This is a genomic window from Streptomyces sp. NPDC101237 (assembly GCF_044767465.1).
GTDB lineage: Bacteria > Actinomycetota > Actinomycetes > Streptomycetales > Streptomycetaceae > Streptomyces > Streptomyces gramineus.
This window is the reverse complement of the sequence record NZ_JBIWNY010000005.1, coordinates 344,868-371,815: the sequence shown is the minus strand read 5'-3', so window position 1 is coordinate 371,815 and position 26,948 is coordinate 344,868. Positions and strand designations below refer to the sequence as shown.

19 protein-coding genes are annotated in these 26,948 nt (G+C 74.0%); 5 read left to right on the top strand and 14 right to left on the bottom strand.

Annotated elements, in window-relative coordinates; translation table 11 throughout:
* Positions 1-114 precede the first annotated feature (114 nt).
* Positions 115-996: an ABC transporter ATP-binding protein gene (locus ACIRQ9_RS11055; RefSeq protein ID WP_404169827.1), complete on the bottom strand. Its 882-nt coding sequence runs from the start codon at positions 994-996 to the stop codon at positions 115-117.
* Positions 989-1,906, bottom strand: a complete 918-nt coding sequence (locus ACIRQ9_RS11050) for an ABC transporter permease (RefSeq protein WP_404169824.1) — start codon at positions 1,904-1,906, stop codon at positions 989-991. The genes ACIRQ9_RS11055 and ACIRQ9_RS11050 overlap by 8 nt, the downstream gene beginning before the upstream one ends.
* Positions 1,907-2,264: 358 nt before the next feature.
* On the opposite strand from ACIRQ9_RS11050, the gene ACIRQ9_RS11045 reads away from it, so the two are divergent.
* From ACIRQ9_RS11045 to ACIRQ9_RS11035, 3 genes are all read left to right on the top strand, one after another.
* Entirely contained in the window at positions 2,265-2,891 is a 627-nt protein-coding gene (locus tag ACIRQ9_RS11045) for a TetR/AcrR family transcriptional regulator (RefSeq protein ID WP_351322876.1), read from the top strand.
* A 79-nt stretch (positions 2,892-2,970) separates the two neighbouring features.
* Positions 2,971-3,348 (top strand): DoxX family protein, encoded by a 378-nt coding sequence (locus ACIRQ9_RS11040; RefSeq protein ID WP_404169820.1) that lies wholly within the window; start codon positions 2,971-2,973, stop codon positions 3,346-3,348.
* Positions 3,349-3,385: 37 nt separating this feature from the next.
* Positions 3,386-4,315 carry an RNA polymerase sigma-70 factor gene (locus tag ACIRQ9_RS11035; RefSeq protein ID WP_404169817.1) on the top strand — a complete coding sequence of 310 codons (930 nt, stop codon included), beginning with the start codon at positions 3,386-3,388 and terminating at the stop codon, positions 4,313-4,315.
* Positions 4,316-4,333: 18 nt separating this feature from the next.
* Here the strand turns inward: ACIRQ9_RS11035 and galE are convergent, their stop codons facing one another.
* On the bottom strand, positions 4,334-5,314 hold the full coding sequence (gene galE / locus ACIRQ9_RS11030; protein ID WP_404169814.1) for a UDP-glucose 4-epimerase GalE: 981 nt from the start codon (positions 5,312-5,314) through the stop codon (positions 4,334-4,336).
* Between the two features lie 38 nt (positions 5,315-5,352).
* Entirely contained in the window at positions 5,353-6,570 is a 1,218-nt protein-coding gene (locus ACIRQ9_RS11025; protein ID WP_404169918.1) for a glycosyltransferase 87 family protein, read from the bottom strand.
* 397 nt (positions 6,571-6,967) lie between these two features.
* Between ACIRQ9_RS11025 and ACIRQ9_RS11020 the strand changes: the two genes are divergently transcribed.
* Complete coding sequence (locus tag ACIRQ9_RS11020) at positions 6,968-8,482, top strand: glycosyltransferase family 39 protein (RefSeq protein WP_404169811.1); 1,515 nt, start codon at positions 6,968-6,970, stop codon at positions 8,480-8,482.
* A 45-nt stretch (positions 8,483-8,527) separates the two neighbouring features.
* Here ACIRQ9_RS11020 and ACIRQ9_RS11015 read toward each other — a convergent pair whose 3' ends face one another.
* Positions 8,528-9,010 (bottom strand): MarR family winged helix-turn-helix transcriptional regulator, encoded by a 483-nt coding sequence (locus ACIRQ9_RS11015; RefSeq protein ID WP_404169809.1) that lies wholly within the window; start codon positions 9,008-9,010, stop codon positions 8,528-8,530.
* 126 nt (positions 9,011-9,136) lie between these two features.
* On the opposite strand from ACIRQ9_RS11015, the gene ACIRQ9_RS11010 reads away from it, so the two are divergent.
* Positions 9,137-9,553 (top strand): organic hydroperoxide resistance protein, encoded by a 417-nt coding sequence (locus ACIRQ9_RS11010; protein WP_404169806.1) that lies wholly within the window; start codon positions 9,137-9,139, stop codon positions 9,551-9,553.
* Here ACIRQ9_RS11010 and ACIRQ9_RS11005 read toward each other — a convergent pair.
* The 9 genes from ACIRQ9_RS11005 to ACIRQ9_RS10965 all read right to left on the bottom strand — a co-directional run bounded on the left by ACIRQ9_RS11005 (position 9,540) and on the right by ACIRQ9_RS10965 (position 26,612).
* Positions 9,540-10,976: a hypothetical protein gene (locus tag ACIRQ9_RS11005; protein WP_404169803.1), complete on the bottom strand. Its 1,437-nt coding sequence runs from the start codon at positions 10,974-10,976 to the stop codon at positions 9,540-9,542. The two genes, ACIRQ9_RS11010 and ACIRQ9_RS11005, sit on opposite strands and share 14 nt — an antisense overlap.
* A gap of 78 nt (positions 10,977-11,054) precedes the next feature.
* Positions 11,055-12,359: a hypothetical protein gene (locus tag ACIRQ9_RS11000; RefSeq protein ID WP_404169800.1), complete on the bottom strand. Its 1,305-nt coding sequence runs from the start codon at positions 12,357-12,359 to the stop codon at positions 11,055-11,057.
* On the bottom strand, positions 12,356-14,545 hold the full coding sequence (locus ACIRQ9_RS10995; protein ID WP_404169798.1) for a CDP-glycerol glycerophosphotransferase family protein: 2,190 nt from the start codon (positions 14,543-14,545) through the stop codon (positions 12,356-12,358). Before ACIRQ9_RS10995 ends, ACIRQ9_RS11000 begins: the two co-directional genes overlap by 4 nt.
* A 2-nt stretch (positions 14,546-14,547) precedes the next feature.
* Positions 14,548-16,737, bottom strand: a complete 2,190-nt coding sequence (locus tag ACIRQ9_RS10990; RefSeq protein ID WP_404169796.1) for a bifunctional glycosyltransferase family 2 protein/CDP-glycerol:glycerophosphate glycerophosphotransferase — start codon at positions 16,735-16,737, stop codon at positions 14,548-14,550.
* 124 nt (positions 16,738-16,861) lie between these two features.
* Positions 16,862-19,123 carry a CDP-glycerol glycerophosphotransferase family protein gene (locus tag ACIRQ9_RS10985; protein ID WP_404169793.1) on the bottom strand — a complete coding sequence of 754 codons (2,262 nt, stop codon included), beginning with the start codon at positions 19,121-19,123 and terminating at the stop codon, positions 16,862-16,864.
* A 151-nt stretch (positions 19,124-19,274) separates the two neighbouring features.
* Positions 19,275-20,114 carry a carbohydrate ABC transporter permease gene (locus ACIRQ9_RS10980; protein ID WP_404169790.1) on the bottom strand — a complete coding sequence of 280 codons (840 nt, stop codon included), beginning with the start codon at positions 20,112-20,114 and terminating at the stop codon, positions 19,275-19,277.
* The gene (locus tag ACIRQ9_RS10975) at positions 20,111-21,442 is read right to left on the bottom strand and encodes a carbohydrate ABC transporter permease (RefSeq protein WP_404169787.1); all 1,332 of its coding nucleotides are present in this window, start codon (positions 21,440-21,442) and stop codon (positions 20,111-20,113) included. Before ACIRQ9_RS10975 ends, ACIRQ9_RS10980 begins: the two co-directional genes overlap by 4 nt.
* Positions 21,443-21,449: 7 nt before the next feature.
* Positions 21,450-22,832, bottom strand: a complete 1,383-nt coding sequence (locus ACIRQ9_RS10970; RefSeq protein ID WP_404169785.1) for an ABC transporter substrate-binding protein — start codon at positions 22,830-22,832, stop codon at positions 21,450-21,452.
* Positions 22,833-22,982: 150 nt separating this feature from the next.
* Positions 22,983-26,612, bottom strand: a complete 3,630-nt coding sequence (locus ACIRQ9_RS10965) for an FHA domain-containing protein (protein ID WP_404169782.1) — start codon at positions 26,610-26,612, stop codon at positions 22,983-22,985.
* Between the last annotated feature and the right edge of the window lie 336 nt (positions 26,613-26,948).

Sequence of the window (26,948 nt, the reverse complement as noted above, 5' to 3'; positions counted from 1 at the left end):
CGGTCGTACGACATGAAAGGCGCCCCGGGCCGGTGACGGCTCGGGGCGCCTTTGCGCTGGTCGGCTCCCTGGGAGGCGAGGCCCCGGAAGGCCGGACCCCGGGAGGGGCGGGCCTCAGGAGGGCTGGGTGACCTTGGGGGCGTCCGGGGACTCGGCCTGCTTCGGCGGCGCGGCCTTGGGCTTCGGCTTGGCCTTCGCCTTGTCGGACTTGTCGCCGGTGAAGGCCTCGTACTCGGCGAGGACCTCCTCGGTCGGTCCGTCCATGCGCAGCACACCGCGCTCCAGCCACAGCGCCCGCTCGCAGGTGTCGCGGATGGACTTGTTGTTGTGGCTGACCAGGAACACCGTTCCGGCGTGCTGGCGCAGTTCCCGGATGCGCTCCTCGGAGCGCTTGCGGAAGGACGCGTCACCGGTGGCCAGGGCCTCGTCGATGAGCAGGACGTCGTGGTCCTTGGCGGCGGCGATGGAGAACCGCAGCCGGGCGCCCATGCCGGAGGAGTAGGTGCGCATCGGGAGGGTGATGAAGTCGCCCTTCTCGTTGATGCCGGAGAAGTCGACGATCTCCTGGTAGCGCTCCTTGATCTCCTCGCGGGACATGCCCATGGCGAGGCCGCCGAGGTAGACGTTCTTCTCGCCGGTCAGGTCGCCCATGAGGGCCGCGTTGACGCCGAGGAGGGAGGGCTGGCCGTCGGTGTAGATGGCGCCGTTCTCCACCGGGAGCAGACCGGCCACGGCCTTGAGCAGGGTGGACTTGCCGGATCCGTTGCTGCCGATGAGGCCGATCGCCTCGCCCTTGTAGGCGACGAAGGAGACGTCCTTGACGGCGTGCACCTTGCGGACGCCGGCCGCCTTCTCGACCTGCTTGCGGCGCAGCATGCGGTTGAGGGCGGCGGTGGCGGAGCCGCGGCCGGCGCCGGTGCCGTTGACCCGGTAGACGATGTCGACGTGGTCGGCGACGACGGTGGGGATCGGAGTGTCGTTGATGTACTCAGCCACGGCCGTACGTCTCCTCAGCCTTCCAGAAGTAGATGAAGCCGCCGACGCCGACCACGAGGGCCCAGCCGGTCGCGATGACCCACACGTGTGCGGGAAGCTGGCTCGCGTGGAAGCTGTCGATCAGCGAGAAGCGCATCAGGTCGATGTAGACGGCGGACGGGTTGGCCTTGAGCACCGGGGCCACCCAGCTCGGCAGACCCTTGTGGCCGCCGGTCAGCTTGTCGATGCTCCACATGACGCCGGACACGTACATCCAGGTGCGCAGCACGAACGGCATCAGCTGGGCGATGTCGGGGGTCTTGGCGCCCATCCGGGCCATGATCAGCGACATGCCGGTGTTGAACGTGAACTGCAGGAACAGCGCCGGGACGGCCAGCAGCCAGGAGGCGGCGACCGGCACGCCGAAGCAGAGCAGGATGACGATCAGCGCGCACATCGAGAACAGCAGCTGCTGGAGCTGCTGGAGGCAGAAGGAGATCGGCAGCGCGGCCCGCGGGAAGTGCAGCGCGCGGACGAGGCCGAGGTTGCCGGCGATCGCCCGGGTGCCGGTCATGATCGAGCTGGACGTGAACGTCCAGATGAACACGCCCGTGACCAGGAACGGGATGTAGTCCGCCACGCCCTTCTTGGTGCCGAGCAGGATGCCGAAGATGAAGTAGTAGACCGCCGCGTTCAGCAGCGGGGTCATGATCTGCCAGACCTGGCCGAGCTTCGCCTGCGCGTACTGGGCGGTGAGCTTGGCGGTGGCGAACGCGGTGATGAAGTGCCGTCGCGCCCACAGCTGACCGATGTACTGCGGCAGGGTGGGGCGGGCGCCGCTGACCGAGAGTCCGTGCCGGGCGGCCAGTGCCGCGAGGTCGTCCTCGGCCGTGACCGGGGTCGGGGGCGGTGTGTGGAGAACCTGGGTCACATCCGCTGCTTTCACTCGGGGGGTGGGGGTGCGGCGTCCGGCTGGCACCGGTCCCGTCACCCGGCGTTCGCTTACGCTTCTCTTCACGTTTTCTTACGTCGGGACGGGACCGTATCGTCGCAACGGGAGCGTAGGCGGAGTTGGCGTCGGAACGCAACCGTTTCGTCGTCACGGGCCGGTGTGTGCCGTGACACTCCCGAGGTCCGGGCGCGACCGGTTCGTTGCGTCGCAGTACTCGGGTCCGCTCTCGGTACGGCGGTGAGCTGGGAGGCGTTCACAACGGCGGTGTCGGGGCGATCGGGTGGCGGGCCTCGTCGGGACGCAACCGTTTCGTCGTTACGCCCCTATGCTGGGTGGTATGACGACGAACGCCGAGGAGCCCCAGACGCGTCCGCGCCGACGAGCCCCCGCCGGGGCGGCCGTCCTCCGCGAGGACGTGACCGAGGCCATCCGGGCCGCCGTCTTCGAGGAACTCGCGGCGGTCGGGTACGCCCGGATGTCCATCGAGGGCATCGCGCGCCGCGCCGGCGTCGGCAAGACCGCCGTCTACCGCCGCTGGCGCTCCAAGCTGCATCTCGTCCTCGACGTCGTCTCCGCTCTCGCGGTGCTGGGCCTGCCGGTCCCCGACACCGGCTCCCTGGAGGGCGACCTGCGCCTCCTGTACGAGGTCACCTCCCGCGCGCTGCGCCACCCGGTCGCCTCGCAGATCATCCCGGACCTCCAGGCCGAGGCGGCCCGCAACCCGGAGATCGCCGAGGCCATGCAGAAGACGCTGCGCGAGGGCCAGGACGGCGTCGCCAGCAAGATCATCGAGGCGGCCCAGCGGCGCGGTGAACTCGCCGCGAACCTCGACGACGACCTGGCCATGGACCTGATCTCCGGCCCGCTGTACTGGCGTTCGGTGGTGATCCGCACCCCGAAGCTGCCGAAGGGGTATCTGGCGGCACTGGCCCGTGGCACCACGGAGGCGCTCAAGGCGCTGTGAACCGCTCGGCCGGGGATGTCACAGGCGGCCAAGCCGTCTCGTCACAGGGGCGCAGGCATCCTCGATCAAGGAGTGGACGATGAACCTCGCCCTGTGGATCGCCGCGGCACTGCTCGCCGCGGTGGCTCTGACCGGTGGGATCAGCAAGACGTTCGTGCCCCGGGAGAAGCTGGCGGCGGCGCACGGAGGGGGCTGGACCGCGGACGCGGGCACCGGCTTCGTCAAGACGCTCGGTGTGCTGGAGCTGCTGGCGGCGGCGGGTCTGCTGCTGCCCGCGGCCGTCGGCGTGGCACCGGTGCTGGTACCGGTCACCGCCGCGGCCTGGGTTCTGCTGATGACCGGTGCGATGATCACCCACGGCCGGCGCGGCGAGACCGCGTTCGTGGCGCTGAACCTGGTCTACCTCGTGCTCGCGCTCGTCGTCGCGGTGGGCCGGTTCGGTCCCGCGTCCTTCTGACCGGCCGGTTCACGGACACCGAGGGGGAGCAGGCGCCATGGACACGAACAGGGCCGAGGAGTTCCAGGAGTTGCGGCCGCTGCTGTTCTCGATCGCGTACCGGATCCTGGGCAGCGTCGGCGAGGCGGAGGACGCGGTCCAGGAGAGCTGGCTGCGGTTCGAGGGCTCACCGACGGAGGTCAGGTCGCCGAAGGCGTTCCTGTCGGCCGTGGTCACCCGGATCTCGATCGACGTGCTGCGCTCGGCCCGGGTCCGGCGCGAGCAGTACGTCGGTCCGTGGTTCCCCGAGCCGCTGCTCGCCGACCCCTACGAGGATCCGGCGCGGTCGGCGGAGCTGGCCGACTCGGTCTCGATGGCGGCGCTGCTGCTCCTGGAGCGGCTCAGTCCGCTGGAGCGGGCCGTCTTCGTCCTGCGCGAGGTGTTCGACTTCGGGTTCCCCGAGGTCGCCGCGGCGGTGGGCCGCTCGGAGACCGCGTGCCGTCAGCTCGCCGCTCGGGCCCGCCGCCACATGGCCGAGGGCCGTCCCCGCTTCGAGGCGGACCGCGCCGAACGCGAGGAACTGGCGGCACGCTTCTTCGAGGCCCTGCACGAAGGCGACCTGGCCGGTCTGCGGGACCTGCTCGCGGCGGACGTGACCCTGGTGGGCGACGCCGGCGGCAAGGCCCCGCAGCTGGCCCGCACGATCCTGGGCGCCCCGCACGTGGCGCGCCTGCTCGCCGCCGTCCTGCCGGTGATGTTCCGGATCGAGGTGACCTGCGAGCAACGCGAGGTCAACGGCCGGCCGGGCGCTGTCTTCCGCGACCGCGACGGCGGGATCCTGCAGACCCTCTCCCTGGACGTGGCCGAGGGCAGGATCCAGGCGATCCGCCTGGTCCTCAACCCCGACAAGCTCGCCCACATGGGCCCGGTGGCGGACGCCTGGGCCGTGTCCGAGGAGTACAAGCGGGCCCGCAGGCAGGCGCCCTGAGGGCGGCGGTGCGGCGGATCAGGACCGGGCCGCCTCCGGATGCAGGCGCAGCCAGCCCTGCCAGGCCGAGGTGATCATGTCCTGGACGTCGTGCCTGGCCTTCCAGCCCAGCTCCGCGGCGGCGCGCTCGGCGGAGGCGACCACGCGGGCCGGGTCGCCGGGGCGGCGCGCGGTGACGGTGGGAGGGCGGTCGTAGCCGGTGACCGCGTTGATGCGGTCGATCATCTCGCGGACCGAGACGCCCTCGCCGCTCCCGATGTTCAGGGTCAGCGCGCGGCCCGGTCCGGCCTGGAGGGCGCGGGCCGCCGCCACATGGGCCTCGGCCAGGTCCACCACGTGGATGTAGTCGCGCACGCAGGTGCCGTCGGGCGTCGGGTAGTCGTCGCCGAACACGTGCGGCGCGGCGTCCTGCGTGAGCTTCTCGAAGACCATCGGCACGAGGTTGAAGACACCCGTGTCGGCGAGTTCGGGGCGGGCGGCGCCGGCCACGTTGAAGTAGCGCAGCGACGCCGTGGAGAGGCCGGTGGCCCGGCCCGTCGCCCGCACCAGCCATTCACCCGCGAGCTTCGTCTCGCCGTACGGCGACATCGGCGCGCACGGCGTCTCCTCCGTCACCAGCGGTACGTCCGGCATGCCGTAGACCGCGGCGGAGGAGGAGAACACGAAGGAGCCGACCCGTGCCTCCGTCACCGCCTGCAGCAGGACCCGCAGGCCCTCCACGTTCTCCCGGTAGTAGTGCAGGGGCCGCTCCACCGACTCGCCCACCTGCTTCCTCGCCGCCAGGTGGACGACCCCGGTCACCTCGTGCTCGGCCAGCACGCGCGCCAGCTTCTCCCCGTCCAGCGTGGAGCCCGTCACCAGCGGGACGTCCTCGGGCACCCGCGCGGCGATGCCGGCGGACAGGTCGTCGTACACCACCGTCCGCTCGCCCGCCTCGGCCATCGCGCGTACGACGTGCGCCCCGATGTAACCGGCGCCGCCGGTGATGAGCCAGGTCATGCGTGCCCGTCCCCTCCGTCAGTCCGCCCGCGGCGTCGTCAGCCGCGGTCACCCCTCAGTGAACCAGGTGCGGCCGCCGCCAGCGGACGGCCGGGCCGCGGCGCCGGGCCGGGCGAGGTGGGGACGGCGGCCCGCGGACGGCGCGTGGCGCGCCACAGGCGGGCGAGGGAGAGGACGGCGGCGGCGGCCAGCAGGCCGTTGCGGGCGAGCATCAGCAGACAGCCGGTCCAGGTGCCGTGCACGACCTCGGCGTAGAACGCGGGGTAGGCGACCGAGCTGAGCGCGGTCGCGGTCACGATCAGCGCGGCGACCGGGCGCTGGGTGGTGTGCCGGGAGGTCAGGCACACGGCGGTCAGGCCGAGCAGCCAGATCAGGTACTGGGGGCTGATCACGCGGCTGGTGACGGTGAACAGGAGCACCGCGCTCAGCGCCGCGTCGTACGGGGTGGCCTCGGTCCACCGGCGGGCCCGCACCCGCCACAGCAGCAGCAGCGCGAAGGCCGCTGCGGTGAACGCGAGCGAGGCGGTCGCGACCGCGTGCACGTGCGGGCCGACCAGCTCCATCGCGCCGTACCGGTAGCGGGTCGTGCCCCGCCAGCCCGCGTGCCGGGCCAGGCTGAGCGCGGTGCCGCCGAGGGACTCGACCTGCACGCCCCGGCCGCCCTGCTGGCGCAGGAACGCGAGCGGGTTGCGGAAGGCGAGCAGGAAGACGGACAGGGCCGCGGCGCCGGTCGCTGCCGCCCAGGTCCACGCGCTGCGGGTGGTACGTCCGCGTCCTACGCCCAGCAGGACCAGCGCGGGCCACACCTTCACCAGCGCGCCCAGTGCCGCGAGCGCGCCGCACGCGCGCGTGGCACGGCCCAGCACCAGCAGGGAGAGCACCGCGAAGGCGGTCACCGCCACGTCGTAGCGGGCGAGCGGGAGGTGCAGCAGGAGCGGGAGGGCACCGGTCCACAGGGCCGCGCCCAGCAGGGTGCGCCCGGGGCGGGTGCCCGCGCGGATGAGCGCGGCCGTGATCAGCGCGTCCGCCGCCAGGGTGAGCGCCACGAACGCCTGGAAGTAGCTCAGTCCCGGCAGCAGCCCCGGCGCCAGCAGCACGGCACCGGCGCCCGGCGGGTACTGCCACAGCGTGTCGTGCGCCGGGAACGCGCCCTGCGACAGCACGCCGTACCAGTGGAAGTACAGCCGCCACACCTCGCGTGCGACCGCGCCGTGTCCGAGGAGTCGCTCGTCGTTGTGCGCGAGGAGCCACAGCATCAGCGCGCGCGTGGCGAGCCAGGCACCGGCGAGGCACAGGGGGCGCGCGAGGCGTGAGGTGCGCGGGGGTTGTGCGGTGCGCGCGGTGTGCCACAGACGCGAGAGTCGAACAGACGGGGCGAACGGGACGCGGGGGAGCGGGAAGAACGAGCGGTGATTCATCAACGGCGAGCGTAAGCCGCGCGGATGGTGTATCCATGCCGATACGCCGTCAATACCCGGCAAAGGTTGGCTAATCGCAAAAGATCGGGCCGTGGTGAGTATCGGGCCTCTCGTAAAAGCGCATCCGCGGACGACGCGAACGACAGCAACCGGCCGGCCGGCTCCGTCGAGCCGGCCGAAGCCGTCGGAGGGGCTGCCCGCCGGACCCCCGGGCCGCGCGCGCCGCGCCGCCGCCGTGGCCGCCCCGGCCGCGGTGATGCTCGCGGTCGGCCTCTGGGGCCTGCGCCGCGGCGGGATGTGGCGCGACGAGGCCGTCACCTACCAGGTCGCCCGGCGCACCGTGCCGCAGATCTGGCGGCTGCTGCACGGCGTGGACGCGGTGCACGGCCTGTACTACCTGCTGATGCACGTCGTCCTCGCCGTCGCGCCCGGCCGGCCGGGCGAGGTGGACCTGCGGCTGCCCTCGGTGTGCGCGGCGGCCGTCACCGCCGGTCTGGTGGCCGCCCTCGGCATCCGCCTGGCCCGGCCGCGCGTCGGCCTGTGGGCCGGGCTGATGTTCGCGGTCACCCCGCTGGTCGGGCACTACGCGCAGGAGGGCCGCTCCTACGCCCTGGTCGCCGCGGGCGCGACCGGCGCGACCCTGCTGTTCGTCCGGGCGGCGGACGCGGAGGGCTCGGCCGGACGGCGGGCCTGGTGGTGGTACGGCGTCGTCCTCGCGGTCACCTGCTGGCTGCACGAGTTCGCGATCCTGCTGCTGCTCGCGCACGCGGCGACCCTGGCGCTGGCCCGGTCCTCGGGACGGGTGTGGCGGGGCTGGGGGTGCGCGGCCGGGGCGGTGACGGTGGCGCTGGCTCCGATGGCCGTCGTCTCGCACGCGCAGTCGGCGCAGCTGGCGTGGCTGTGGGAGCCGGACCTGGAGACCGCGCAGGACCTGCTGCGCGACTTCCTCGGGCCGAGCGACGGCGTGTACTGGGCGTGCCTCGCGCTCGGCCTGCTGGGGCTGACCCGGCTGGTGGGCCGGCGCGGCGAACTGACCCTGGCGGCCGTCGCGCTGCCGCTCGCGGTGCTGCCGCCGGTGGCGCTGATGCTGGCGTCCCAGCTCACCCCGCTCTACGTCGACCGGTACGTGCTGTACGCGCTCGCCGGGGCGCCGCTGCTGGTGGCGCTCGGCGCGGACCGGGCCGCCGGCCTGCTCGGCCGGCTCCTGCCGCACGGCGCGCCGACCGCGGTCAGGTCGCCCGCGCTCACCGTGGCCGGCGTGCTGGCGGTCGCCCTCGCCTTCACCCACCAGGTGCCGCTGCTGCGGCACGACCGCGTGCCGGGCACCCGGCCCGACGACCTCGGCGCGGTCGCGGAGGCGGCGGCGCGCGTGCTGCGGCCCGGTGACCCCGTGCTGTACCTGCCGTCCCACGCGCGGGGCACGGAACTGGCCTATCCCGACGCGTTCCGCGGCACGCGGGACGTGGCGCTCGCCCGGCCCGCGGCGCCGTCCGGGACGCTGTACGGCGGTGAGGTCGGCGCGGGGACGCTGCGGCGGCGGCTGGCCGGGGCGGACGAGGTGTGGGCGGTCATGGAGAAGTACGCGCTGGTCAGCGGGTACCGGCCGCGGCTCGCCACGGAGCGCGCGAAACTCGCCCTGCTGAACCAGGAGTTCGTGCTGCGGGAGGAGATGGTGATCGACCGGATGGCGCTGCGGCTGTACGTACGGCCGATCCGGGGCACGCAGGACCGGACGCCGGCCGGCCGGTGAGGAGACGCCGCCGGCCGGCCCGGTCCCGGGCCGGCCGCGGGCGTCTCAGCGCGTCCCCTCCTCGGCGGCGGCCGCGTCCAGGGCTCCGGTGAGCTGGTCCAGACGGTCCTTCAGGTCCCGGATCCCGTCCAGGTCGAAGCCGGTCGCGGACATGATCCGGCGCGGTACCTCGAAGGCCTGCTCCCGCAGCGCGGTGCCCTGTTCCGTCAGCCGCACCTCCACCGAGCGCTCGTCGCGGGCGCTGCGCTCCCGGCGCACCAGGCCCGCCGTCTCCAGGCGCTTGAGCAGGGGGGACAGGGTGCCGGAGTCCAGGCGCAGGTGTTCGCCGAGCCTCTTGACCGGCAGGTCGCCGTGCTCCCACAGCACCAGCATCACCAGGTACTGCGGGTAGGTGAGCCGGAGGTCCTTCAGGAGCACGCGGTAGACGCTGTTGAAGGCGCGGGACGCGGCGTGCAGGGAGAAGCAGATCTGTCGGTCCAGGTGCAGCCACTCCGCCTCGGGGGCGGGGGCCGGGGTCGCAGCGGTCATGACCCGATGGTACCTCTTGCGAGTCATTCAGTTGTGCGCAATTGAATTGTGTGCTCTACTTGTGGTCGTGAGGGCGGCAGGAACGGAGCCGCCGGACCACGCAGACTTCGAGAGGGATGGTCTTCCATGGACGCGCTCTACACCGCAGCCGCCACCGCCACCGGCCGGGAAGGACGGGCGGTCAGCTCGGACGGGCAGCTGGACCTCGCGCTGGCGTTCCCGCCGGCGCTCGGCGGCAACGGCCAGGGCACCAACCCCGAGCAGCTCTTCGCCGCCGGTTACGCCGCCTGCTTCGCCAGCGCCCTCGGCGCCGTCGGCCGCGAGGCCAAGGTCGACACCGGCGAGATCTCCGTCACCGCCGAGGTCGGCATCGGCAAGGACGAGGCCGACGGCGGCTTCGCGCTCAAGGTCACCCTGCGCGTCGAACTGCCCGAGGAGCTCTCCAACGAGACGGGCGAGAAGCTCGTCCACCAGGCCCACGCGTTCTGCCCCTACTCCAAGGCCACCCGGGGCAACATCCCGGTCGAGCTCATCGTCGAGTAGCGGGCCCGCCGGCCGCCGGCACGTCCCGTGCCCCGGTGAGCCGCGCGAGCACCTCGCCGGTACGTCGGCTCCAGTCCACGACCACCGCATCCCCGGGCAGCCGCTCCCGCCGCGTGAGCAGCAGCCAGCGCACCCGGGAGCGGTGGTCGTGCGCGTCGGTCAGCCGGATGCCGTACCCGGGCAGCAGCCGCACGGCGTAGGGGGCGTCCGTGACCACCGGTTCACCGGCGCCGATGTGCCGGGCCGCCCAGTCGTACGACGGCCAGCGCGGCGGCTGGACGAAGCCGACCGGGTCCAGCGAGCGCGGCACGACCGCACCGGCCTGCGCGGTCAGGAACCCCAGGCAGACCCCGCCGGCCGTGGCCCAGCCGAGCACCCGCCGCCGGACCGGCCAGGGCCGCCGGGCCGCCAGCTCCACGGCGAGCGCGCACTGCGGGGCCAGGAGCGCCGCGCCCAGCAGCTCGCCGGTGCCGTGGCGGACGCCGTACCCGGCCGGCAGCGCCACCAGCACGAACAGCAGGACGAGCGGATCACGCCAGGCCGCGTCCCGGGCCCGGAGCCACAGCGCGGGCAGCCCGAGCAGCACCGCCAGCCAGCACTGTCCGGCCACCCCGCCGTACACCCCGTCCACCGGGTACGTCTGCGGCAGCACCCGCGCGTGCGTCCCGACCGCGAACACCCCGGCCGCCACCGCGCCCAGCAGCGCCCACCGCCCCCGCACGGCACCGTCCCAGCCGCGCTGCCACCCCGCCGCGAACGCCACCGCGCCGGCCGCTGCCGCCGCGCCGAGCAGCGGGTCGACCAGCGCCACCACCCCGTACAGCACGCCGAGCGCCGCGTATCCGGAGAGACTGCGCAGACCGCTCGGGCCGACATAGCGCACCCGGCGCAGATCGCGGGCCCGCGCCCCGGTCAGGGCCCAGCACCACAGGGTGAGGCCGAGGGCGAACGCGGACGGGTAGCCGAGACCGCCGGCCAGCGGCAGCAGGGCCGGCGAACCGCCGCCCCGGCCCGGCCGCGTGCCGCACAGCACGGACACGAGGACCAGCGCCAGCACCGGCGCCCACGGACGCGGGGTCAGGACCCGTACCAGGCGGCCGAGTCCGGTCAGCAGCACCAGCAGGTTCAGCGGGCCGCTCACCCGCAGCAGCTGCCAGCCGCTGAGCCCGGTCAGCCGCGCCAGCACGCCCTGCGCGAGGACGTACGGAGAGACCGCGGCGTCCGTCAGGCCCGACCGCAGCCCCTCCACCGCCGCCGCGTGCAGTCCGGCCTCGCAGCACGGCGGCACCCGCCAGTACGCCAGGGTCATCACCAGCCAGAACAGCAGGCCGAAGACCTGGTACGGGGTGAGTCTGCCGACCCGGCCGCCGCACAGGGCGGTGGAGCCGCGCGCCGCGCGCCGGACCAGGGCGCCGGTGCTCACCGGGGAGAACGGACAGGGCGGACCATTTGCCGAGTGTTCCCGCCCGCCGCGCCGCCGTCCCGGCCGCGCGGCCGCCCGTCACCTCATCGAGTGAGCTTCCGGCAGACCCGCACCGCTCACCTCGTCGAGTGACCCCTGGGCCGGAACCGGAGCCACCCGGGACAGCAGCCCGTCCAGGAGCAGCGGGACCCCCACCACCGGCAGCAGCCAGGCCAGCACGATCAGCCGGTCACCGCCGATCGTGATGTCCGGATGCCCCGCCTGGGTGAGGATCCCGGTGCCCGCCGCCGCCAGCAGGAACGCCCCGAACGCCGGCCGCCGCCTCGCTCCCCACGCCCCGGCCGCCAGCGCCGCCGGGAACACCGGGGACAGCAGTTGCCTGCGCAGCCACTCCACCCAGAAGTCCCACTCCAGATGGAGGAACTCCGGCCAGGGCCGGACCCGGTCCGGGTGGGCGTAGTGGTCCGTCAGCAGATCCTGCATGCTCTCCGCCTCGGACGGATAGCGCAGCAGCCGGGCCAGCAGCAGGGTGCCGGCCACCGCCGCACCGCCCACCGCGGCGATCGCCACCACCCCGGACCCGGCCGGCCGCCCGCGCCGCCGCCGCGCGAGGGCCACCGCCGCTCCGGCCACGGCCAGGCACCCGCCGAGGAAGAGCGCCTGCGCGTGCTTCACGGCGAACAGGGCCACCAGCGCACCCGCCACCATCACCGTGCCGGCCCGCGCCGTCCCCGCCCGCCCCGTGAGGGCCAGCGCGCAGCCCCACACCGCCGTCAGGGTCAGCGCCAGCATCAGGCCCTCGGTCATCGGCCGCATCGCCGTCGCCCCCACCGGCAGGAGGTAGTACAGGGCCTGCCCGGTCAGCGCGAGCGGCACCGGCACCGACAGCGTCCGCAGCACCAGGAAGACCAGCACCCCACCCGCGACCGTGACCAGCACACTCGCCAGCCACACCCCCCAGGTCACCCCGAACACGGTCACGAACGGCAGCAGGAACACCGGATAGCCGGGCCGCACCTCGAAGATGGCCCGCAGCCGCGCACCGACGAACGGCACGACGTGCCCGTCCGCCGGCCCGGCCGCCGACCGGCGCTCCACGCGCCGCAGTTCGTCCCGCCGGCACCGCGCGGAGACCCGTTCCGCCGGGCTCGGCGCGTGGAAGCGCACGACGTCCACGCTCTGCGCGCGCGCCGCCTCCGACGCCTGCCCGGCGCACACCCACGCGATCGTGCGCACCGCCGCCTCCCGCTGCTGGGCGCCGCCGAGGGCCAGCGCGTAGGACACGTAGTTCTTGGAGTCGGGTGTGTCCCGGCCGGTGACGTTGGCGAGTTGCAGCACCGCGAAGACGGCGGCCAGCACCAGCACCCAGGTGCGCGGCCTCACGTCGACGCCAGCAGATCGCGGCCCGCGGCCGGTTCCGGCACCCGCACGGCGGCGACCGGCATCGGCTCGCCGAGCAGCAGCGTCCTGACGACCCGTTCGGCGGCCCGGCCGTCGTCGAACTCGCAGAAACGCGACCGGAAGACCGCCCGCAGCCGCGCCGACTCCTCGTCCCGCCAGCCGCCCGAGGCGAAGAGCCCCGCCAACTCCTCGTAGGAGTACGACACATGGCCCGGCGCCTCGGCGGTGATGTCGAAATAGGTGCCCCGGCTCGCGGTGTACGCGGCCCAGTCGTCGGCGTGCACGACGATCGGCCGGTCCAGGTTGGCGTAGTCGAACATGACGGAGGAGTAGTCGGTGACCAGCACGTCCGCCGCCAGCAGCACCCGCTCCACGTGCGGTTCGCCGGTCGCGTCGACCACGATCCCGCGCCGGTGCAGCTCGGCCAGGCCCATCCCGCGCGCCGGACCGGTCGCCAGCGCCGGATGCAGCCGGACCACCAGGGTGTGGTCCGCGCCGAGGTCGGCGGCGAACCGCGCCAGGTCGATCCGCTCGGCATGGCCGCCCCGGACGTAGTCCCGGCGGGTCGGCGCGTAGAGGACGACCGTGTGACCGGCGGGAATGCCGTACCGGTCGCGGAAGTCCGTCGTGCCGCCCGCGACCAGGACGTCGTTGCGCGGGCTGCCGGTGCGGGCGGATTCGAAGTGGCAGGGGTAGGCCCGCTCCCACACCAGCTCGGAGTGTCGGTTGGCGACCAGGCTGTGGTCCCAGCGGTCGGCCCGGCGCAGCATCTGCGGCACGTCCAGGCCGAGCCGGGCGCCGGGCCGGTCCAGCAGATCGGCGCCCAGGTGCTTCAGCGGGGTGCCCCGATGGGTGTGGACGTGCACGCTGCCGGGCCGTTTGACCAGCGCACCGGGCCAGTTGACGTCGTTCACGAGGAACTTCGCACGGGCGGCGAGCCGTCGGTACTCCGGTGAGTCCAGCAGCACGCGCTCCACGTCGCCGGGCAGCCCTGCCGCCACCTCGGCGTCCTTGACCACCCAGACGCCGCGCAGCTCCGGCGCGATCTCCCGGGCCTTGCGGTAGACGGCCGCCGGGTCGCCCCGCAGGCCCTGGTGCGAGGCCGCCGAGTACAGCACCAGGTGCTCGTCGAGCGCCCGGTGGACGCCCGGCGAGGGCAGCGCCCGCCGGGCCCGGGCGGCCGCCGCCCGCCGCACCCGCAGCGCCTGCCGGCCGCCCTCCCGGCCCAGCCGCCCGGCCTGCTGCCGCAGCCGGTAGGACGCGTACGAACCGCCGAGCACCCCGAGCGGGGCGCCCTGCGGCCGCCAGGCGCGGTACAGCTCGGCCGTGCGCCGGAAGAACTCGCCCTTGGCGGCGGGCGGCAGCCGGTCCGGCTTGGCGAGGATGTCCAGGCAGTGCTCGCCCATCTTCCGGTGCAGGTACGGCCGCCAGCCGGCCAGTTCGGGGCGGGAGTCGACGTACTCGAAGACCCTGCGGTACTGGTCGTGGATGTCGAAGTGCTTGCGGCTGGTGGTGGAGAGGATGTTGCCCCGGCGGCGCTGGCGGTAGTTCAGGCAGATCCGGTCCAGGGTGGCGATCCGGCCCGCGCCCAGCATGACCGGGAAGGTCCACGGGGTGTCCTCGTAGTAGCCCGGCGGGAACCGGAAGCCGTTCTCCGTGACGAAGTCCCGCCGGTAGGCCTTGTTCCACACCACCATCAGCAGGTCGAGGATTTCCGGGTGTTCGGCCGCGGTGAAGACGGCGTCGGTCGCGCTCAGCACCTCCGCCAGGGCGTTGCGCCGCGTGCCGCCCCACCAGTAGGTGCGCGCGTAGTCGAAGACCAGGACGTCCGGGTCGCCGGTCTCCGCCAGCCGGTCGGCGACCGCGCGCAGCGCGCCCGGGGTGAGGGTGTCGTCGCTGTCCAGGAAGAGCAGGAAGTCGCCGGTGGCGTGCGGGAGTCCGGCGTTGCGGGCGCGGCCGAGGCCGACGTTCTCGGGCAGATGCAGGACGCGGACCCGCGGGTCCCGGGCCGCGTACTCGTCGAGGATCGCGCCGCTGCCGTCCGGGCTCCGGTCGTCGACGGCGATCACCTCGAAGTCCCGGAAGGACTGCTCCAGCACCGAGTCGAGGCATTCGCGCAGGAAGCCCTGCACCCGGTGACAGGGCACGATCAGACTGAAACGGGGCACGGTCAGCTCCTCACGAAGACGGTGGCGGCCGGGGCGGGCAGCCGCTCCGCCAGGGGGATCAGCGGCGGCAGCGACTCCGGCGGCTGGCCGAGGAAGATCCGCCGCACGACCCGCTCGGCGGCCAGGCCGTCGTCGAACTCGCAGAACCGGGCCCGGAACGCGGCCCGCAGCCTTGTCGACTCCGCGCTCCGGTACGCGCCCTCGCGGAAGATCCGGGCCAGTTCCTCCGGGGTGCGGGCGACCGGGCCGGGCGGCTCGGCCATCAGGTCGAAGCAGACGCCCCTGGTCTCCCGGTAGACCTCCCAGTCGTCGGCGTACACGACGATCGGCCGGTCCAGGTTGGCGTAGTCGAACATGATGGAGGAGTAGTCGGTGATCAGCGCGTCCGCCGCGAGGCACACGTCCTCGGCGGAGCGGTGCGCGGTCACGTCGATGACCCGGCCGCCGCCCGCGAGGACCCCCCGGTCGTAGAAGTAGTGGGCGCGCAGCAGGACGACGACGTCCTCGCCGGCCTCCTCGCAGAACGCCTCCAGGTCGAGGCCGGGTTCGAAGCCGGTGCGGTGGTCGCGGTGGGTGGGGGCGTACAGCACGGCCGTCGCGCCGTCCGGGACGCCCAGGGCGCGGCGGGCCCGGACCACGTCGCGCGGGGACGCCGCGTAGTAGACGTCGTTGCGCGGATAGCCGTACTCCAGTGTCTCGTAGGAGCCGGGGAAGGCGCGCTCCCACGTCTGGGTGGAGTGGCGGTTGGCGGAGAGGTTGAAGTCCCAGCGGTCCACACGGCCGAGCAGCTTGGCGAAGCTGCCCGTCTGCGCCGCGACCACCGGGTACGTCGCCTGGTCGACGCCCATCTTCTTCAGCGGGGTGCCGTGCTGGGTCTGCAGGTGCACGCTGCCGGGCCGCTTCACGACCCCCTCGGCGAAGTTGGCGTTGTTGACCAGGTACTTGGCGCGGGCCAGCAGCTGCCAGTAGCGGCGGCCGCCGATCACCGCGTACTCCACGTCCGCGGGCACGGTGTGCTCCTGGCCGGCCTCGACCAGGAACACCGAGCGCACCCACGGGGCGAGCCGGCGGGCCACGGCGTGGATGGCGGCCGGGTTGCAGGTGTAGCCGCGGCCCCAGTAGGCGCAGAACACGGCGAGGTTCTCGTCGAGCGGGCGGCGCAGGTCCAGGGCGTAGCGCAGCCGGGTGAGCGGCAGCCGCGGCCGGGGCAGCCGTCCGGCCGCCCGGTTCGCCCCGCGCAGCGCCCGGAACGCGGTGTACGCCCCGGCCGCGAGGAGCCGGTGCTGCACCCCGAGGCTCCCGCCCGGCGTCCGGAACCCGGCCGGGCGGTGGGCGCGGTGCAGCGAACCGGCGCGCCGGAAGAACGCCCGGCGCCCGAACGGCAGCCGCCCCGGGCGCGCGGCCGTCCTCAGCACCACCTCGAAGAGCTGCCCGAACAGCGGCCGCGCCCGGTCCGGCGGGAGCCCGGCGGCGCGCGAGCGCGCCAGCACCAGCTCGACCTGGTCGAGGAGTTCGTGCTGGTGCGCGCCCGGCAGGTTCAGCCGACTGCCCTGCCGGCGCAGCCGGTGCCGTACGACCACCGACCGCAGCACCGCGAGGCGTTCCGCGGCGATGCCGGCCAGCCCGCTCCAGCCGACGTCCGTGAAGTGGCCGTCGGGGAACCGCAGCCGGGCGTCGGTGACGAAGGCGCGGCGCCAGGCCGCGCTCCACGCCGGCAGCGCCACCCCGGTCAGCGCGGGCGCCTCGGCCGGGGCGAACGCGCCCCGCGGGGTGCCCGCCAGCAGCGGCGCGGCCGGGTTCGCCGGCTCACCCTCCCACCAGGGCACCCGCTCGTGCTCGAAATACAGCACGTCGACGTCACCGGTCTCGGACAGCCGTGCCGCCAGCCGCGCCAGCGCGCCCGGCACCAGCACGTCGTCGCCGTCCAGGAACAGCAGGTAGGCGCCCCGGGCCGCCCGCAGCCCGGCGTTGCGGGCCCCGCTCAGCCCGGCGGACGGCGGCGAGTGCACCGGGGCCACCCGGGAGTCCCGCTCGGCGTGCCCGGCGGCGACCGCGGCGGCCGGGGCGTCGGGGCCGTCGCAGACCGGGATCAGCTCCAGGTCGCCGAAGGACTGGGCGAGGACCGAGTCCAGCGCCTGGGACAGCCGGCCGGCGACCCCGTGGGACGGGACGATGATGCTGAAGCGGGGCATGCTGCTCTTTCTCAGGTGTCCATGCGGCCCGGCCTGCCCGCGGGACGCCAGGTGGACGGCCGCGACGGAGTGGGCCGCGAGGTGTTGGGGGGCATGAGGGAACTCCCTGGAAGGCAAACGGCGGTCAGCGGCCCTCGGTGACGGGCAGATGGCCGGAAGGTTGCGGAACGGTGGCCAACGGGGAGTCCGCGCGTGCGGAGGCCGCCGACGGGACCGGATGCCGCTCGGCGAGCGGGACGAAGTCCGGCAGGCCGTCCCGTTCGCCCAGCACCACGTGCCGCACGACCCGCTCGGCGGCGTGCCCGTCGTCGTACCGGCAGAACCGCTCGCGGAACGCGGCCCGCAGCTCCGCGGAGCGCGAGCCTCGCCAGTGGCCGTCGGCGAAGATGTCGATCAGCTCGTCCTCGCTGCGGGCGACCGCGCCCGGCGGGGCGGCGCGCAGGTCGAAGTAGGTGCCGCGGGACGCCTGGTAGGCGTCCCAGTCCTCGGTGTGCACCACGATCGGGCGGTCCAGGTTCGCGTAGTCGAACATGATGGAGGAGTAGTCGGTGATCAGCGCGTCCGAGGCGAGACAGAGCGACTCCACGCTCGGGTGGCCGCTGACGTCGATCACCCGGTTCCCGGCCGCGAGCGGGCCGCCGTGCCAGTAGTGGGCGCGGGCCAGGACCACGAAGCGCGGACCGAGCCGCCGCACGATCCGCTCCAGGTCCAGCGCGGGCCGCTGGGTGCGCCGGTAGTCGCGGTGGGTGGGCGCGTACAGCAGGGCGACGGCGCCCTCGGGGACGCCCAGCGACTCCCGGATCCGGGTCACGTCGGCAAGGGTGGCGTGCTGGAAGACGTCGTTGCGGGGACTGCCGTACTCCAGGGTGGTGTAGCGGCCGGGGTAGACGCGTTCCCAGGTCAGGGTGGTGTGACGGTTGGCGGACAGCAGGTAGTCCCACTTGCCGACACCGCGCAGCAGCTCCTCGAAGTCCATGCCGGCGCCGGCCGCCGGATGTTCCTGGAGGTCGAGGCCCATGTGCTTGAGCGGGGTGCCGTGCTGGGTCTGCACGAACACCTGGCCGGGGCGCTTGCGCAGCCGCCGGTCGAAGTTGACGTTGTTGACCAGGTACGTGGAGCGGGCCAGCGCGGTCCAGTAGCCGAAGGTGCCCGGACGCAGCCGGCGCGGGCCCGGCGGCACGGTGTGCTGGTGCTCGGGACGCGCGATCCAGGCGGTGCGGATGTGCGGGGCGTGGTCGCGGAACGCCGCCTCCAGGGCGCCCGGCCCGCAGCCGTGGCCGCGGTGCCAGTAGGCGGCGAAGACCGCGCGGTCGGCGCGCAGCGGCAGCCGCAGCTGGACCTGGTAGTGCAGCTGGAGGAGGGCCGAGCGCAGGGCGCGGGCGGACTTCACGGCCGCCTTCACCGTGCGGCGGCCGACGGCCTGCGCCACCTGGAGGGCGAGGTAGGTGCGGTGCAGGCCGTAGTGGACCAGGCCGTGACGCAGCCGGGTCCGCCAGGGCAGCGGACCGCCCTCGGTCCGGTACCTGCGGTAGTGCGCGCGGGCCCTGCGCAGGAACTCCGCCCGGCTGCCGCGGGGCAGCCGCTCCCGCCGGGTGAACACCGTCGAGAGGTGGTCGATCATCCGGCGGAACAGCACCGGCCGCCAGTGCGCCAGTTCGGGCCGCTCGTCGAGGAACGCGAAGACCCGGTCGTACTGGTCGAAGATGTCGAAGTGGTCGCGGCTGGCGGTGGAGAGGATGCTGCCGTGCCGCCGCTGCCGGTAGTGCACGCAGACCCGGTCCAGGGTCGCGATCGTCCCGGCGGCCATCAGCACCGGGTAGGTCCACGGCGTGTCCTCGTAGTAGCCGGGCGGGAAGGCGAAGCCGTGCTCGGCCACGAACTCCCGCCGGTACGCCTTGTTCCAGGCCACCATGAGCACGCGCAGGAGACCCGGCCGGTCCCGGAGGGCGAAGGGCGCGGGGCCCTCCTCGGTCAGCTGCGACGCCTGCCTGTTGCGTTCCGTACGGCCGGTCCAGAAGGTCCGCGCGTAGTCGTGGACCAGCACGTCCGGCTCACCGGTCTCCTTGAGCCGGTCGGCGATGGCCCGCAGCGCGTCGGGGGTCAGCGTGTCGTCGCTGTCCAGGAAGAGCAGGTAGTCGCCGCGCGCCAGCTCCATCCCGGCGTTGCGCGCCCCGCCCAGGCCCTGGTTCCGTGCCAGGTGCACCGGCCGCACCCGGGCGTCCCGGGCCGCGTACTCGTCGATGATCGCGCCGCAGGCGTCCGGCGAGCGGTCGTCGACGGCGATCAGTTCCAGATCGGGATACGACTGCGAGAGCACCGAGTCCAGGCACTCGGACAGATACGCCTGGACCTTGTACGCGGGGACGATGACACTGAACCTGGGCAACGGGCATCCAACGGTCGGCGCGGGCGTTCTGCCCGGGAACGGCCAGTGGAGTGATCCGGTTACGGTTCGCTAGGTCATCCGGGTTACGTTCCGTGAACGGCGAAGGGCGAGCCGGTGGACGACTCGCCCTTCCCTGACGCTTCCCGTGTGCTTATTTGACCGCGCCCGCCATCACCCCGGTGACGAACTGCCGCTGGAAGGCGAAGAACACCGCCAGCGGGATCACCATCGAGATGAAGGCGCCGGGCGCCAGGACGTCGACGTTGTTGCCGAACTGGCGGACCTGGGTCTGGAGCGCCACCGTGATCGGCTGGGTGCCCGACTTGGTGAACACCAGCGCCACCAGCATGTCGTTCCACACCCACAGGAACTGGAAGATGCCCAGGCTCGCGATGGCCGGTCCGCCCAGCGGCATCACCACCCGGGTGAACAGGCGCAGTTCACCGGCGCCGTCCAGACGGGCCGCCTCCAGCAGCTCGCGCGGGATCTCCGCGAAGAAGTTCCGCAGCAGGAACACCGCGAACGGCAGCCCGAAACCGACGTGGAAGAGCACCACCCCGAGGATCGTCCCGAACAGGCCGATCCTGCCGAAGAGTTCGGCGATCGGGATCAGCGCCACCTGGACCGGCACGACCAGCAGGCTGACCACGATCAGGAACCACCAGTCCCGGCCGGGGAACTCCATCCACGCGAACGCGTATCCGGCCAGCGACCCGATGACCACGACCAGGACGGTCGCCGGGACGGTGATCAGGACCGTGTTCCACAGCGAGTGCGTGATGTCGCCGTTCTCCAGGAGGTTGCGGTAACTGCCGAACGTCAGCTGGGAGGGCTTGGCGAACACCCGCCACCAGCCGCTCGCGCTCATGTCCTCCGGCGAGCGCAGCGAGGAGGCCAGCAGCCCGATCGTGGGCACCAGCCAGAACAGCGCGACGACGATCAGGAAGACCCGCACCAGACCGCCGTTGATCTTCTCCAGCAGCCAGCTCATCGCCGTTCCTCCCGCCTGAGCCTGCGGACGTTGAACCACATCACCGGAATGACGAGCAGCAGCAGGAACACCGCGATCGCGCTCGCGATGCCCGGCTGGCCCTCCGAGAAGCCCTTGCGGTACAGCTCCAGGGCGAGCACGTTCGCGTCGTCCTGCGAGGAGCCCGGCGCGATGATGTACACGAGGTCGAAGACCTTCAGCACGTTGATCATCAGGGTGACCGTGACCACCGCGAGGACCGGGGCGAGGAGCGGCACGGTGACCTTGCGGAACACCTGCCACTCGGTCGCCCCGTCCACCCGCGCCGCCTCCAGCAGTTCCCTGGGCACACCGGCCAGGCCGGCCGCGATCAGCACCATCGCGAAACCCGCCCACATCCAGATGTACGACCCGATGATGGCGGGCGTGACCAGGGACGGGCCGAGCCAGTCGACCCCGTTGTAGGGCTGCTTGAAGTTGCTCGCGGGCAGCCGCAGCACGGCCCCGTCGGCGGCGGCCGGCAGCGTGAAGGTGCCGTCGGCCGCGGCCTCGGCGGACGCCACCACCTCGCCGCCCTTCACCGCCTCGACGCGCATGCCGGCGTAGCCGAGCTCGGACGGGTCGGGGGCGCCGAGCCTGCCGACGCCCTTGCCGCGCGTGAAGTCCTGCCAGGTGCTGCCGGTGATCTTCCCCGGGGCGGACGTCGCCGCCACGGCCGGTTTCGCCCCGTCGGGCATCTGGTCGGGGGCGACGCCGACCAGCGGGAGGGAGACGGGCCGCCCGGTGTGGACGGCCGCCGTGGTGACGAAGCCGCCCTGGTCCGGCTTGAGCGGCGACTCCCGGCCCGGGTGGGCGTTGGGGAACGCCGAGGACCGGGCGAAGGTGTCGTGGACGCCGACCCAGACCGCGTTGGCGACGCCCTTGTCCGGGTCCTGGTCGTAGACGAGCCGGAAGATGATCCCGGCGGCCAGCATCGAGATCGCCATCGGCATGAAGACGACCAGCTTGAACGCCGTTCCCCAGCGGATCCGTTCGGTCAGCACCGCGAAGACCAGACCGAGGGCGGTGGAGAGCGTCGGCGCGAACACCACCCAGATGACGTTGTTCTTCAGGGCGGTCCTGATGCCGTCGTCGGTGAAGATCGCCTTGTAGTTGTCGAAGCCGGCGAAACCGTCGCCGTCGGCGTTGTAGAAGCTGCGGATCAGCGAGTACCCGATCGGGTAGACCACGAGCGCGCCCAGCAGCACCAGGGCCGGCAGCAGGAAGAGGAACGCCACCGTCCGGCGGGTGCCGGTCACGCTCTTGCGGCGGCCCGGTGGAGCGGGGGCCGTCGTCGCGGGTGCGGCCATCGCCGGGTCAGCTTCCGCTGCCGTAGGCGGCCGCCGCGTCCTTCTCCAGCTTGGCCTGCGTGCCCGCCACGTCCTTCGGGTTCTTCAGGAAGTCCTGGAGGTCCTTCCACTCGCCCTTGCCGGGGGTGCCGCCGAACGCCTGCGGGGCCTGGTCGGACATGTCGAAACGGAAGTCGTCTCCGGACGCGATCAGGGACTTGGCGATCGTGCGCTGCACCTCGTTCGGGTAGGCGGAGTTCGCCACGCTCTTGTTCGGCGAGAGGTAGCCGCCGAGCTTCGCCTGGATCGTCGCCGCGTCCGGGGAGGCCAGGAAGGTCGCGAGCGCCTGGGCACCCTTGGAGTCCTTGAAGACGACGGCCGCGTCACCGCCGGAGACCACCGGCGCCGCGGAGCCGACCGCCGGGAACGGGAACACCTTGGCGTCCGATCCCACCTTCGCCTTCGTCTCGCCGATGTTGACCTGCACGAAGTCGCCCTCGTAGACCATCCCCGCCTTCGGCTGGTCGCCGCCGGTGAAGGTCTGGGTGACCGAGGCGGGGAACTCCGTCTGCAGCGCGCCGTCGGCGTCGCCCGCCACGTACCCCTTCTTGCCCCAGATCTGGGCGAGCGTGGTCAGCGCCTGCTTCACCGACGGATCGGTCCACTTGATCTCGTGCTGGGCGAGCTGGTCGTACTTCTCCGGGCCCGCCTGGGAGAGGTAGACGTTCTCGAACCAGTCCGTCAGTGTCCAGCCGTCGGCGCCGCCGACCGAGAACGGGGTCACGCCCGAGTCGTACACCGTCTGAGCGGTCGTCAGCAGGTCCTGCCAGCTCCTGGGTTCCTTGGCGCCCGCGTTCTCGAAGACCTTGGTGTTGTACCAGATCAGCGACTTGTTGGCGGCCTTGTAGTAGACGCCGTACTGCTTGCCGCCGACCTTGCCTATGTCCTGCCAGCCCTGCGAGTAGTTCTTCCGCACCTCCTTCAGGGCGTCCGCGCCGAGCGGCTTCGCCCAGCCCTTCTGCACGGCCTGCTTGATCGCCCCGGGCTGCGGCAGCAGCGCGATGTCCGGCGGCTGGCCGCCCGCGATCTTCGAGCCGAGGAAGTTGATGATCGGGTCCTGGGCGGGCACGAAGGTCACCTTCGCGCCGGTGCGCTTCTCGAACTCCGCCAGTACCTGCTTGAAGTTCTTCTGCTCCTGCCCGGTCCAGACGGCCGCCACCTCCAGTGTGGTGCCGTCCAGTTTCGGGAGGGTGAGGGTGGAGCCGGACGTACCGCCGCCGTCCTTGGAGCCGCCGTCGTCCTTCTTGCCGCCGCTTCCTCCGCACGCGGTGAGCACCAAGGCTCCCGAGAGGAGTGCGGCGAGCGTCGTGAGGGCCCTGCCGGTCCGGATGGTGCTGCTCATGGCGCGCATCACTTCCCCGTTCGTCGTTCCTCGTTGAACGTCGGAACTCTGTTCCGTGCGCTCCGGTGTACGCGGGGGCCGCCTGTGCGGCAAGGGTGCCTGCAGGTGGGGGCCGGGGATCGTGATGGCCTCGTGATCAGCGGGCGGGGACACCGCCGCTCACAGCAGGGAGGGCACCTCGGCCGCCGAGACCTCGCGCGCCGCTCGCTCCACCGCGCTCGCCAACAGGGCGAGGTCCGTGGGGCCGTTGCCCAGCTCCCGCACCGGGCGGCGGGTCGGCGGGTCGCCCATGCGCGGCCAGTCGAGGGCGACGACCGTGGGGCGCTGGGTCGCGGTGCGCGGGATGCGGCCGGTGACCCGGCCCGCCTGGAAGGCCGTGACACGGCCGTCCGGTGTGGTCAGACGGCCGCGGCCCGGGGCCGGTTCGTCGGGTCCCGCGGCCGGCGGGTCCAGGGTGACGCGCAGGGTGGCCCGCCGGGCCGGTTCCGTCTCCGCCGTACGGCCGCCCGCGCCGGTCGCCGCGATCAGGTGGACGCCGAGCCGGTAGCCCTCCTTCGCCACGGCCTCCAGCGCCCGCATCACCGAACCGGCGGCCGGCCGGCCCGGCGAGCCGAGGGCGGGGGAGACCAGCGCGTCCAGGTCGTCGACCACGACGACCAGACGCGGCAACGGCGGCGGCACCTCGGTGCGGCTGCGGGCGGCGGCGCCGCCCGACGGGCGCAGCCGGATCGTCGAGCTGGGCGGTGCCTCGATGTCGGCGGCGCCCGACGCGGCGGGACGGCCGCGCTGGGCGACGATCCGGCCCGAGATCTCCCGCTGGGCGTGCCAGTCGGTGAAGTCGGAGCGGCCGAGCAGCTCCGCCCGCCGCTTCAGCTCCGCGCTCAGGGACTGCGCCAGCTCCCGCATCCGCACCGGGTCGTTGACCGACAGGTGGGTCGTCACGTGCGGTATGTCGGTGCACACCCGCAGGCCCTCGCCGAGACCCGCGCCGCCCCCGGTGCCGACGCCGTCGCGGCCGTCGATCAGGACGATCCCGAGCCGGTCGGGACGCTCGGCGGCGGCCAGCGAGGCGACCATCGCGCGCAGCAGCTCCGTACGGCCGCTGCCGGACGGGCCCTCGACCAGCAGATGCGGTCCATCGGCCACCAGGTCGGCGCCGAGCGGGCCGCGCGGTCCGGCGCCGAGCACCGTCCGGGCCCGGCCGCCCAGCGACTCGGCGTCGTCGGCGGCGTCCGCCCAACGGGCCATCAGCGACGCCGGGGTGGCCCGCGCCAGCCCCAACTCGTCGAGCAGACGGGCGGACTGCGGGAGCGGGGCGGCCGGACGCCCGTGCCGGTCGTCGGCCGGGCCGTCGGGGCGCAGCGGCGCCAGGGCCCGCGCGAACCGCTCGGCCCAGGCGGCGGAGACCGCGTCCACCGCGGCCAGGGTGCCGGGACCGAGCGGGCCCGCCGCGTCGGTACGGGCCACCCGTAGCAGGTGCAGTGCCGTCGCCACGTCCCCGCTGAGCAGGGCCACGGCCCCGCACTCCCGGAACGTCGGCGTCACCGCGCACGCCGACTCGTAGGTCCGGGCGACCGGCGAGGTGGGCGAGGTCGGTGCCGTCTCCGCCAGGCAGATCATGTGCACTCCGGCGCGCGGCCCGGCGACGGCCAGCCGCGCCACCGCGTCACGCAGCGCGGAGCCGCCGGGATCGCCGTCCACCACGACGACCGTGTACGGCCCCGGGAAGGGGCCGTCGCCGTCGTGCGCGTCGAGGCCGTCGCGGGCCCAGGAGGGGCGGTCCGCGGCCGCGGTGAGGGCGGTCGCGCCGGACAGGTCGGGGCGGTCGGACGGGGTGGCGGTCCTGCGGGGCGTGGACAGGTCCTCCACCCGGCGGAGCAGTTCCTCCACGCGGGCGGCGGCCTGCTCGCGGTCGTAGGCGAGCAGGAGCCGGCAGTCCTGGCCGTGTCCGGGGCGGACGTGCGGGAGCCAGCCGAGCCAGGCCCACTCCGCCGCGCGCTCCTCCAGGGGCCGGGCCCGGTCCGCGCTGATCAGCACGATCTCCAGCAGGTCCGGGGAGTGCAGCGCGGCGAGCTGGGCCAGGACCGCGCGGGCGAGGCCGGCGAGCCGGGTGCGCGGGCCCGCGAGACCGAGCGCACCGGCCTCGCGCAGGTCGGCGGTGACCGGCACGGCGGGCAGCAGTCCGGGCCCGTCGGGCGTGGGGCGGTCCGCGGTGCCTAGCCGGACCGTGAGCGCTTCGGGGTGACCGGCGCCGCGCTCCCAGAGACGGGGGCCGGGGCCGAGTGCGGTCAGCAGCAGGGCGGCCGGATCCGGCCAGATCTCCGGCTGGGCCGCGCGCTCGGCCGGCACGGTGGGGGCGGCCTCGGCGGCGGGCTCGTCGTCGCCGTCCGGCAGCGGCTCGGGCCGCCCGCCGGCCAGCCGCCGCGCCCAGGCGCCGAGCCCGCGTCTGCGGCTGCCGGGCAGGGCGGGGGCGTCGGTGCCGCGGAGCGGGGTGCCCTTGCGGCCCGCGGCGGGGTCCTCGGGGGCCTCGCCGTCCGGGGCGGGCCGGTGGCGGGCCTCCGACGGCCGGCCGTCGGAGCCGTCCGCCGGGGCGCCGGGGCCGCCGAGGACGCCGGAGCGGCCGGCATGGGTGTCACCGGAACGTGCGGCCGTGCCGAGGGCGTGGTCCGTGGTGTGCCGCGGGTCGCCGGTGTGCCGCACGGCGGCGGAGCCGTCGCGCGGGCCGGGCAGCCGGCCCTGACCGGCGGCCTGCGAGGTCTCGTACCGGCCGGATCCGGCCGCCGGGAACGGCTCCCGCCCCGGTCCCGGCGCGGAGGACGACCCGGCACCGGTCCGTGGCCCGCCGTCCCGGCCGGCTCCGGCCGCGGGGCGCGCGGCGCCGCGCGCGGCCGTCGGCACCCCGCCGTGGCTCTCGATCCGCGGTGCCTCGCCCTGTGCGGGCACCACGTGCGGCTCCGCGGGCGCGTGCTCCTGGCCCGCAGATGCTCCCGGGGCGCCCCAGCCCGCCGTGCCGTGGCCCTGGTGGGTGCGGCCCGCCGGACCGCCGGGCGCGGCCACCGGGCGCCCGGGGCCCGCGGCACCGCCGAGGCCCGGACCGTCCGGGTCCGCGTCGTCGAGCAGCACCCGGACGCAGCCCTCGCCGTCCGGTGCGGTCTCCACCCGGGCCCCGGGTCCGCCGGACGGCGTAAGCCGCAGGGCCGATTCCCCGATGCGCAGGAGCGCGCCCGGGACGAGCCGGACCGGGCGGTCGGTGACCCGGGCGCCGTCCAGGGCCGTGCCGTTCGTGGAGCGCAGGTCGGCGACCAGGACGTGGCCGTCGGCGCCGACCGTGACCGCGCAGTGCAGGCGGGAGACGTCCGGGTCGTCGAGCGGGACGTCGGCGTCGGCGGAACGGCCGACGGTGATCCGGCCGCCGTGCAGGAGGTGCACCCCGCCCGCGTCAGGACCGGCGATCACGTGCAGCTGGGCCGGGGCGTCGTCCAGCTCGGGATGCGGTTCGGGGGCGGCGGGCGCGCCGAGGGCCAGCACGGCGCCGTCGACCAGCGGGGGCTCGCCGAGGATCCGGTGGCGGGCGTCCAGCCGCTCCGCCCCCGCGTACAGCACGACCGGGGCGCCGCCGGACTCCCGGCCGCCCACGCTGCCGTCACCGGTGACCGCCGAGGCCAGTGCGGAGGCCACCGCCGCCAGATCCGTGCCCGCGGGCGCCGTCACCAGCACGTCCCGGCTCACGGTCCGGCCCCGCTGCGCGGCCGGGCCCAGCGGGTCTACGACGGTCAGCCGGATCTGCATCGCCGTCAGCGGTCCCTTCTGCGCGGGCGCGGAATTCCCCCCACCGCCACGAGCACGTCGGCCAGTTCTGCTGTCGCACGCATCCTCGCACCTGCCACTGACAACACGCCCACGCCCCGATGGTAAGTGATCTTGATTGGTCAGCTCTGCCCCCAAAAGTGCCTGACCAATACTGCGCGGACGATCACTTGAGATCGGTCACGTCCTGTCCCGGCAACCGACGGACCGAAGCGAGCGTCTTCCCATCGAACAAGTGCGGGAACGCCAACGTATGGGGATACGTCCGGAACACCTGCCGACCGCCCGCCGGGCGAGGCAAAGCACAGCCGGACGACA

What these genes read in the sequence shown, in the direction of transcription:
- ACIRQ9_RS11045 (WP_351322876.1), top strand. Translation starts at nt 2,265, where the DNA reads ATGACGACGAACGCCGAGGAGCCCCAGACGCGTCCGCGCCGACGAGCC.
- ACIRQ9_RS11040 (WP_404169820.1), top strand. Translation starts at nt 2,971, where the DNA reads ATGAACCTCGCCCTGTGGATCGCCGCGGCACTGCTCGCCGCGGTGGCT.
- ACIRQ9_RS11035 (WP_404169817.1), top strand. Translation starts at nt 3,386, where the DNA reads ATGGACACGAACAGGGCCGAGGAGTTCCAGGAGTTGCGGCCGCTGCTG.
- galE (WP_404169814.1), bottom strand. Translation starts at nt 5,314, where the DNA reads ATGACCTGGCTCATCACCGGCGGCGCCGGTTACATCGGGGCGCACGTC.
- ACIRQ9_RS11025 (WP_404169918.1), bottom strand. Translation starts at nt 6,570, where the DNA reads ATGCTGTGGCTCCTCGCGCACAACGACGAGCGACTCCTCGGACACGGC.
- ACIRQ9_RS11015 (WP_404169809.1), bottom strand. Translation starts at nt 9,010, where the DNA reads ATGACCGCTGCGACCCCGGCCCCCGCCCCCGAGGCGGAGTGGCTGCAC.
- ACIRQ9_RS11010 (WP_404169806.1), top strand. Translation starts at nt 9,137, where the DNA reads ATGGACGCGCTCTACACCGCAGCCGCCACCGCCACCGGCCGGGAAGGA.
- ACIRQ9_RS10990 (WP_404169796.1), bottom strand. Translation starts at nt 16,737, where the DNA reads ATGCCCCGCTTCAGCATCATCGTCCCGTCCCACGGGGTCGCCGGCCGG.
- ACIRQ9_RS10980 (WP_404169790.1), bottom strand. Translation starts at nt 20,114, where the DNA reads ATGAGCTGGCTGCTGGAGAAGATCAACGGCGGTCTGGTGCGGGTCTTC.
- ACIRQ9_RS10975 (WP_404169787.1), bottom strand. Translation starts at nt 21,442, where the DNA reads ATGGCCGCACCCGCGACGACGGCCCCCGCTCCACCGGGCCGCCGCAAG.
- ACIRQ9_RS10970 (WP_404169785.1), bottom strand. Translation starts at nt 22,832, where the DNA reads ATGCGCGCCATGAGCAGCACCATCCGGACCGGCAGGGCCCTCACGACG.
- ACIRQ9_RS10965 (WP_404169782.1), bottom strand. Translation starts at nt 26,612, where the DNA reads ATGCAGATCCGGCTGACCGTCGTAGACCCGCTGGGCCCGGCCGCGCAG.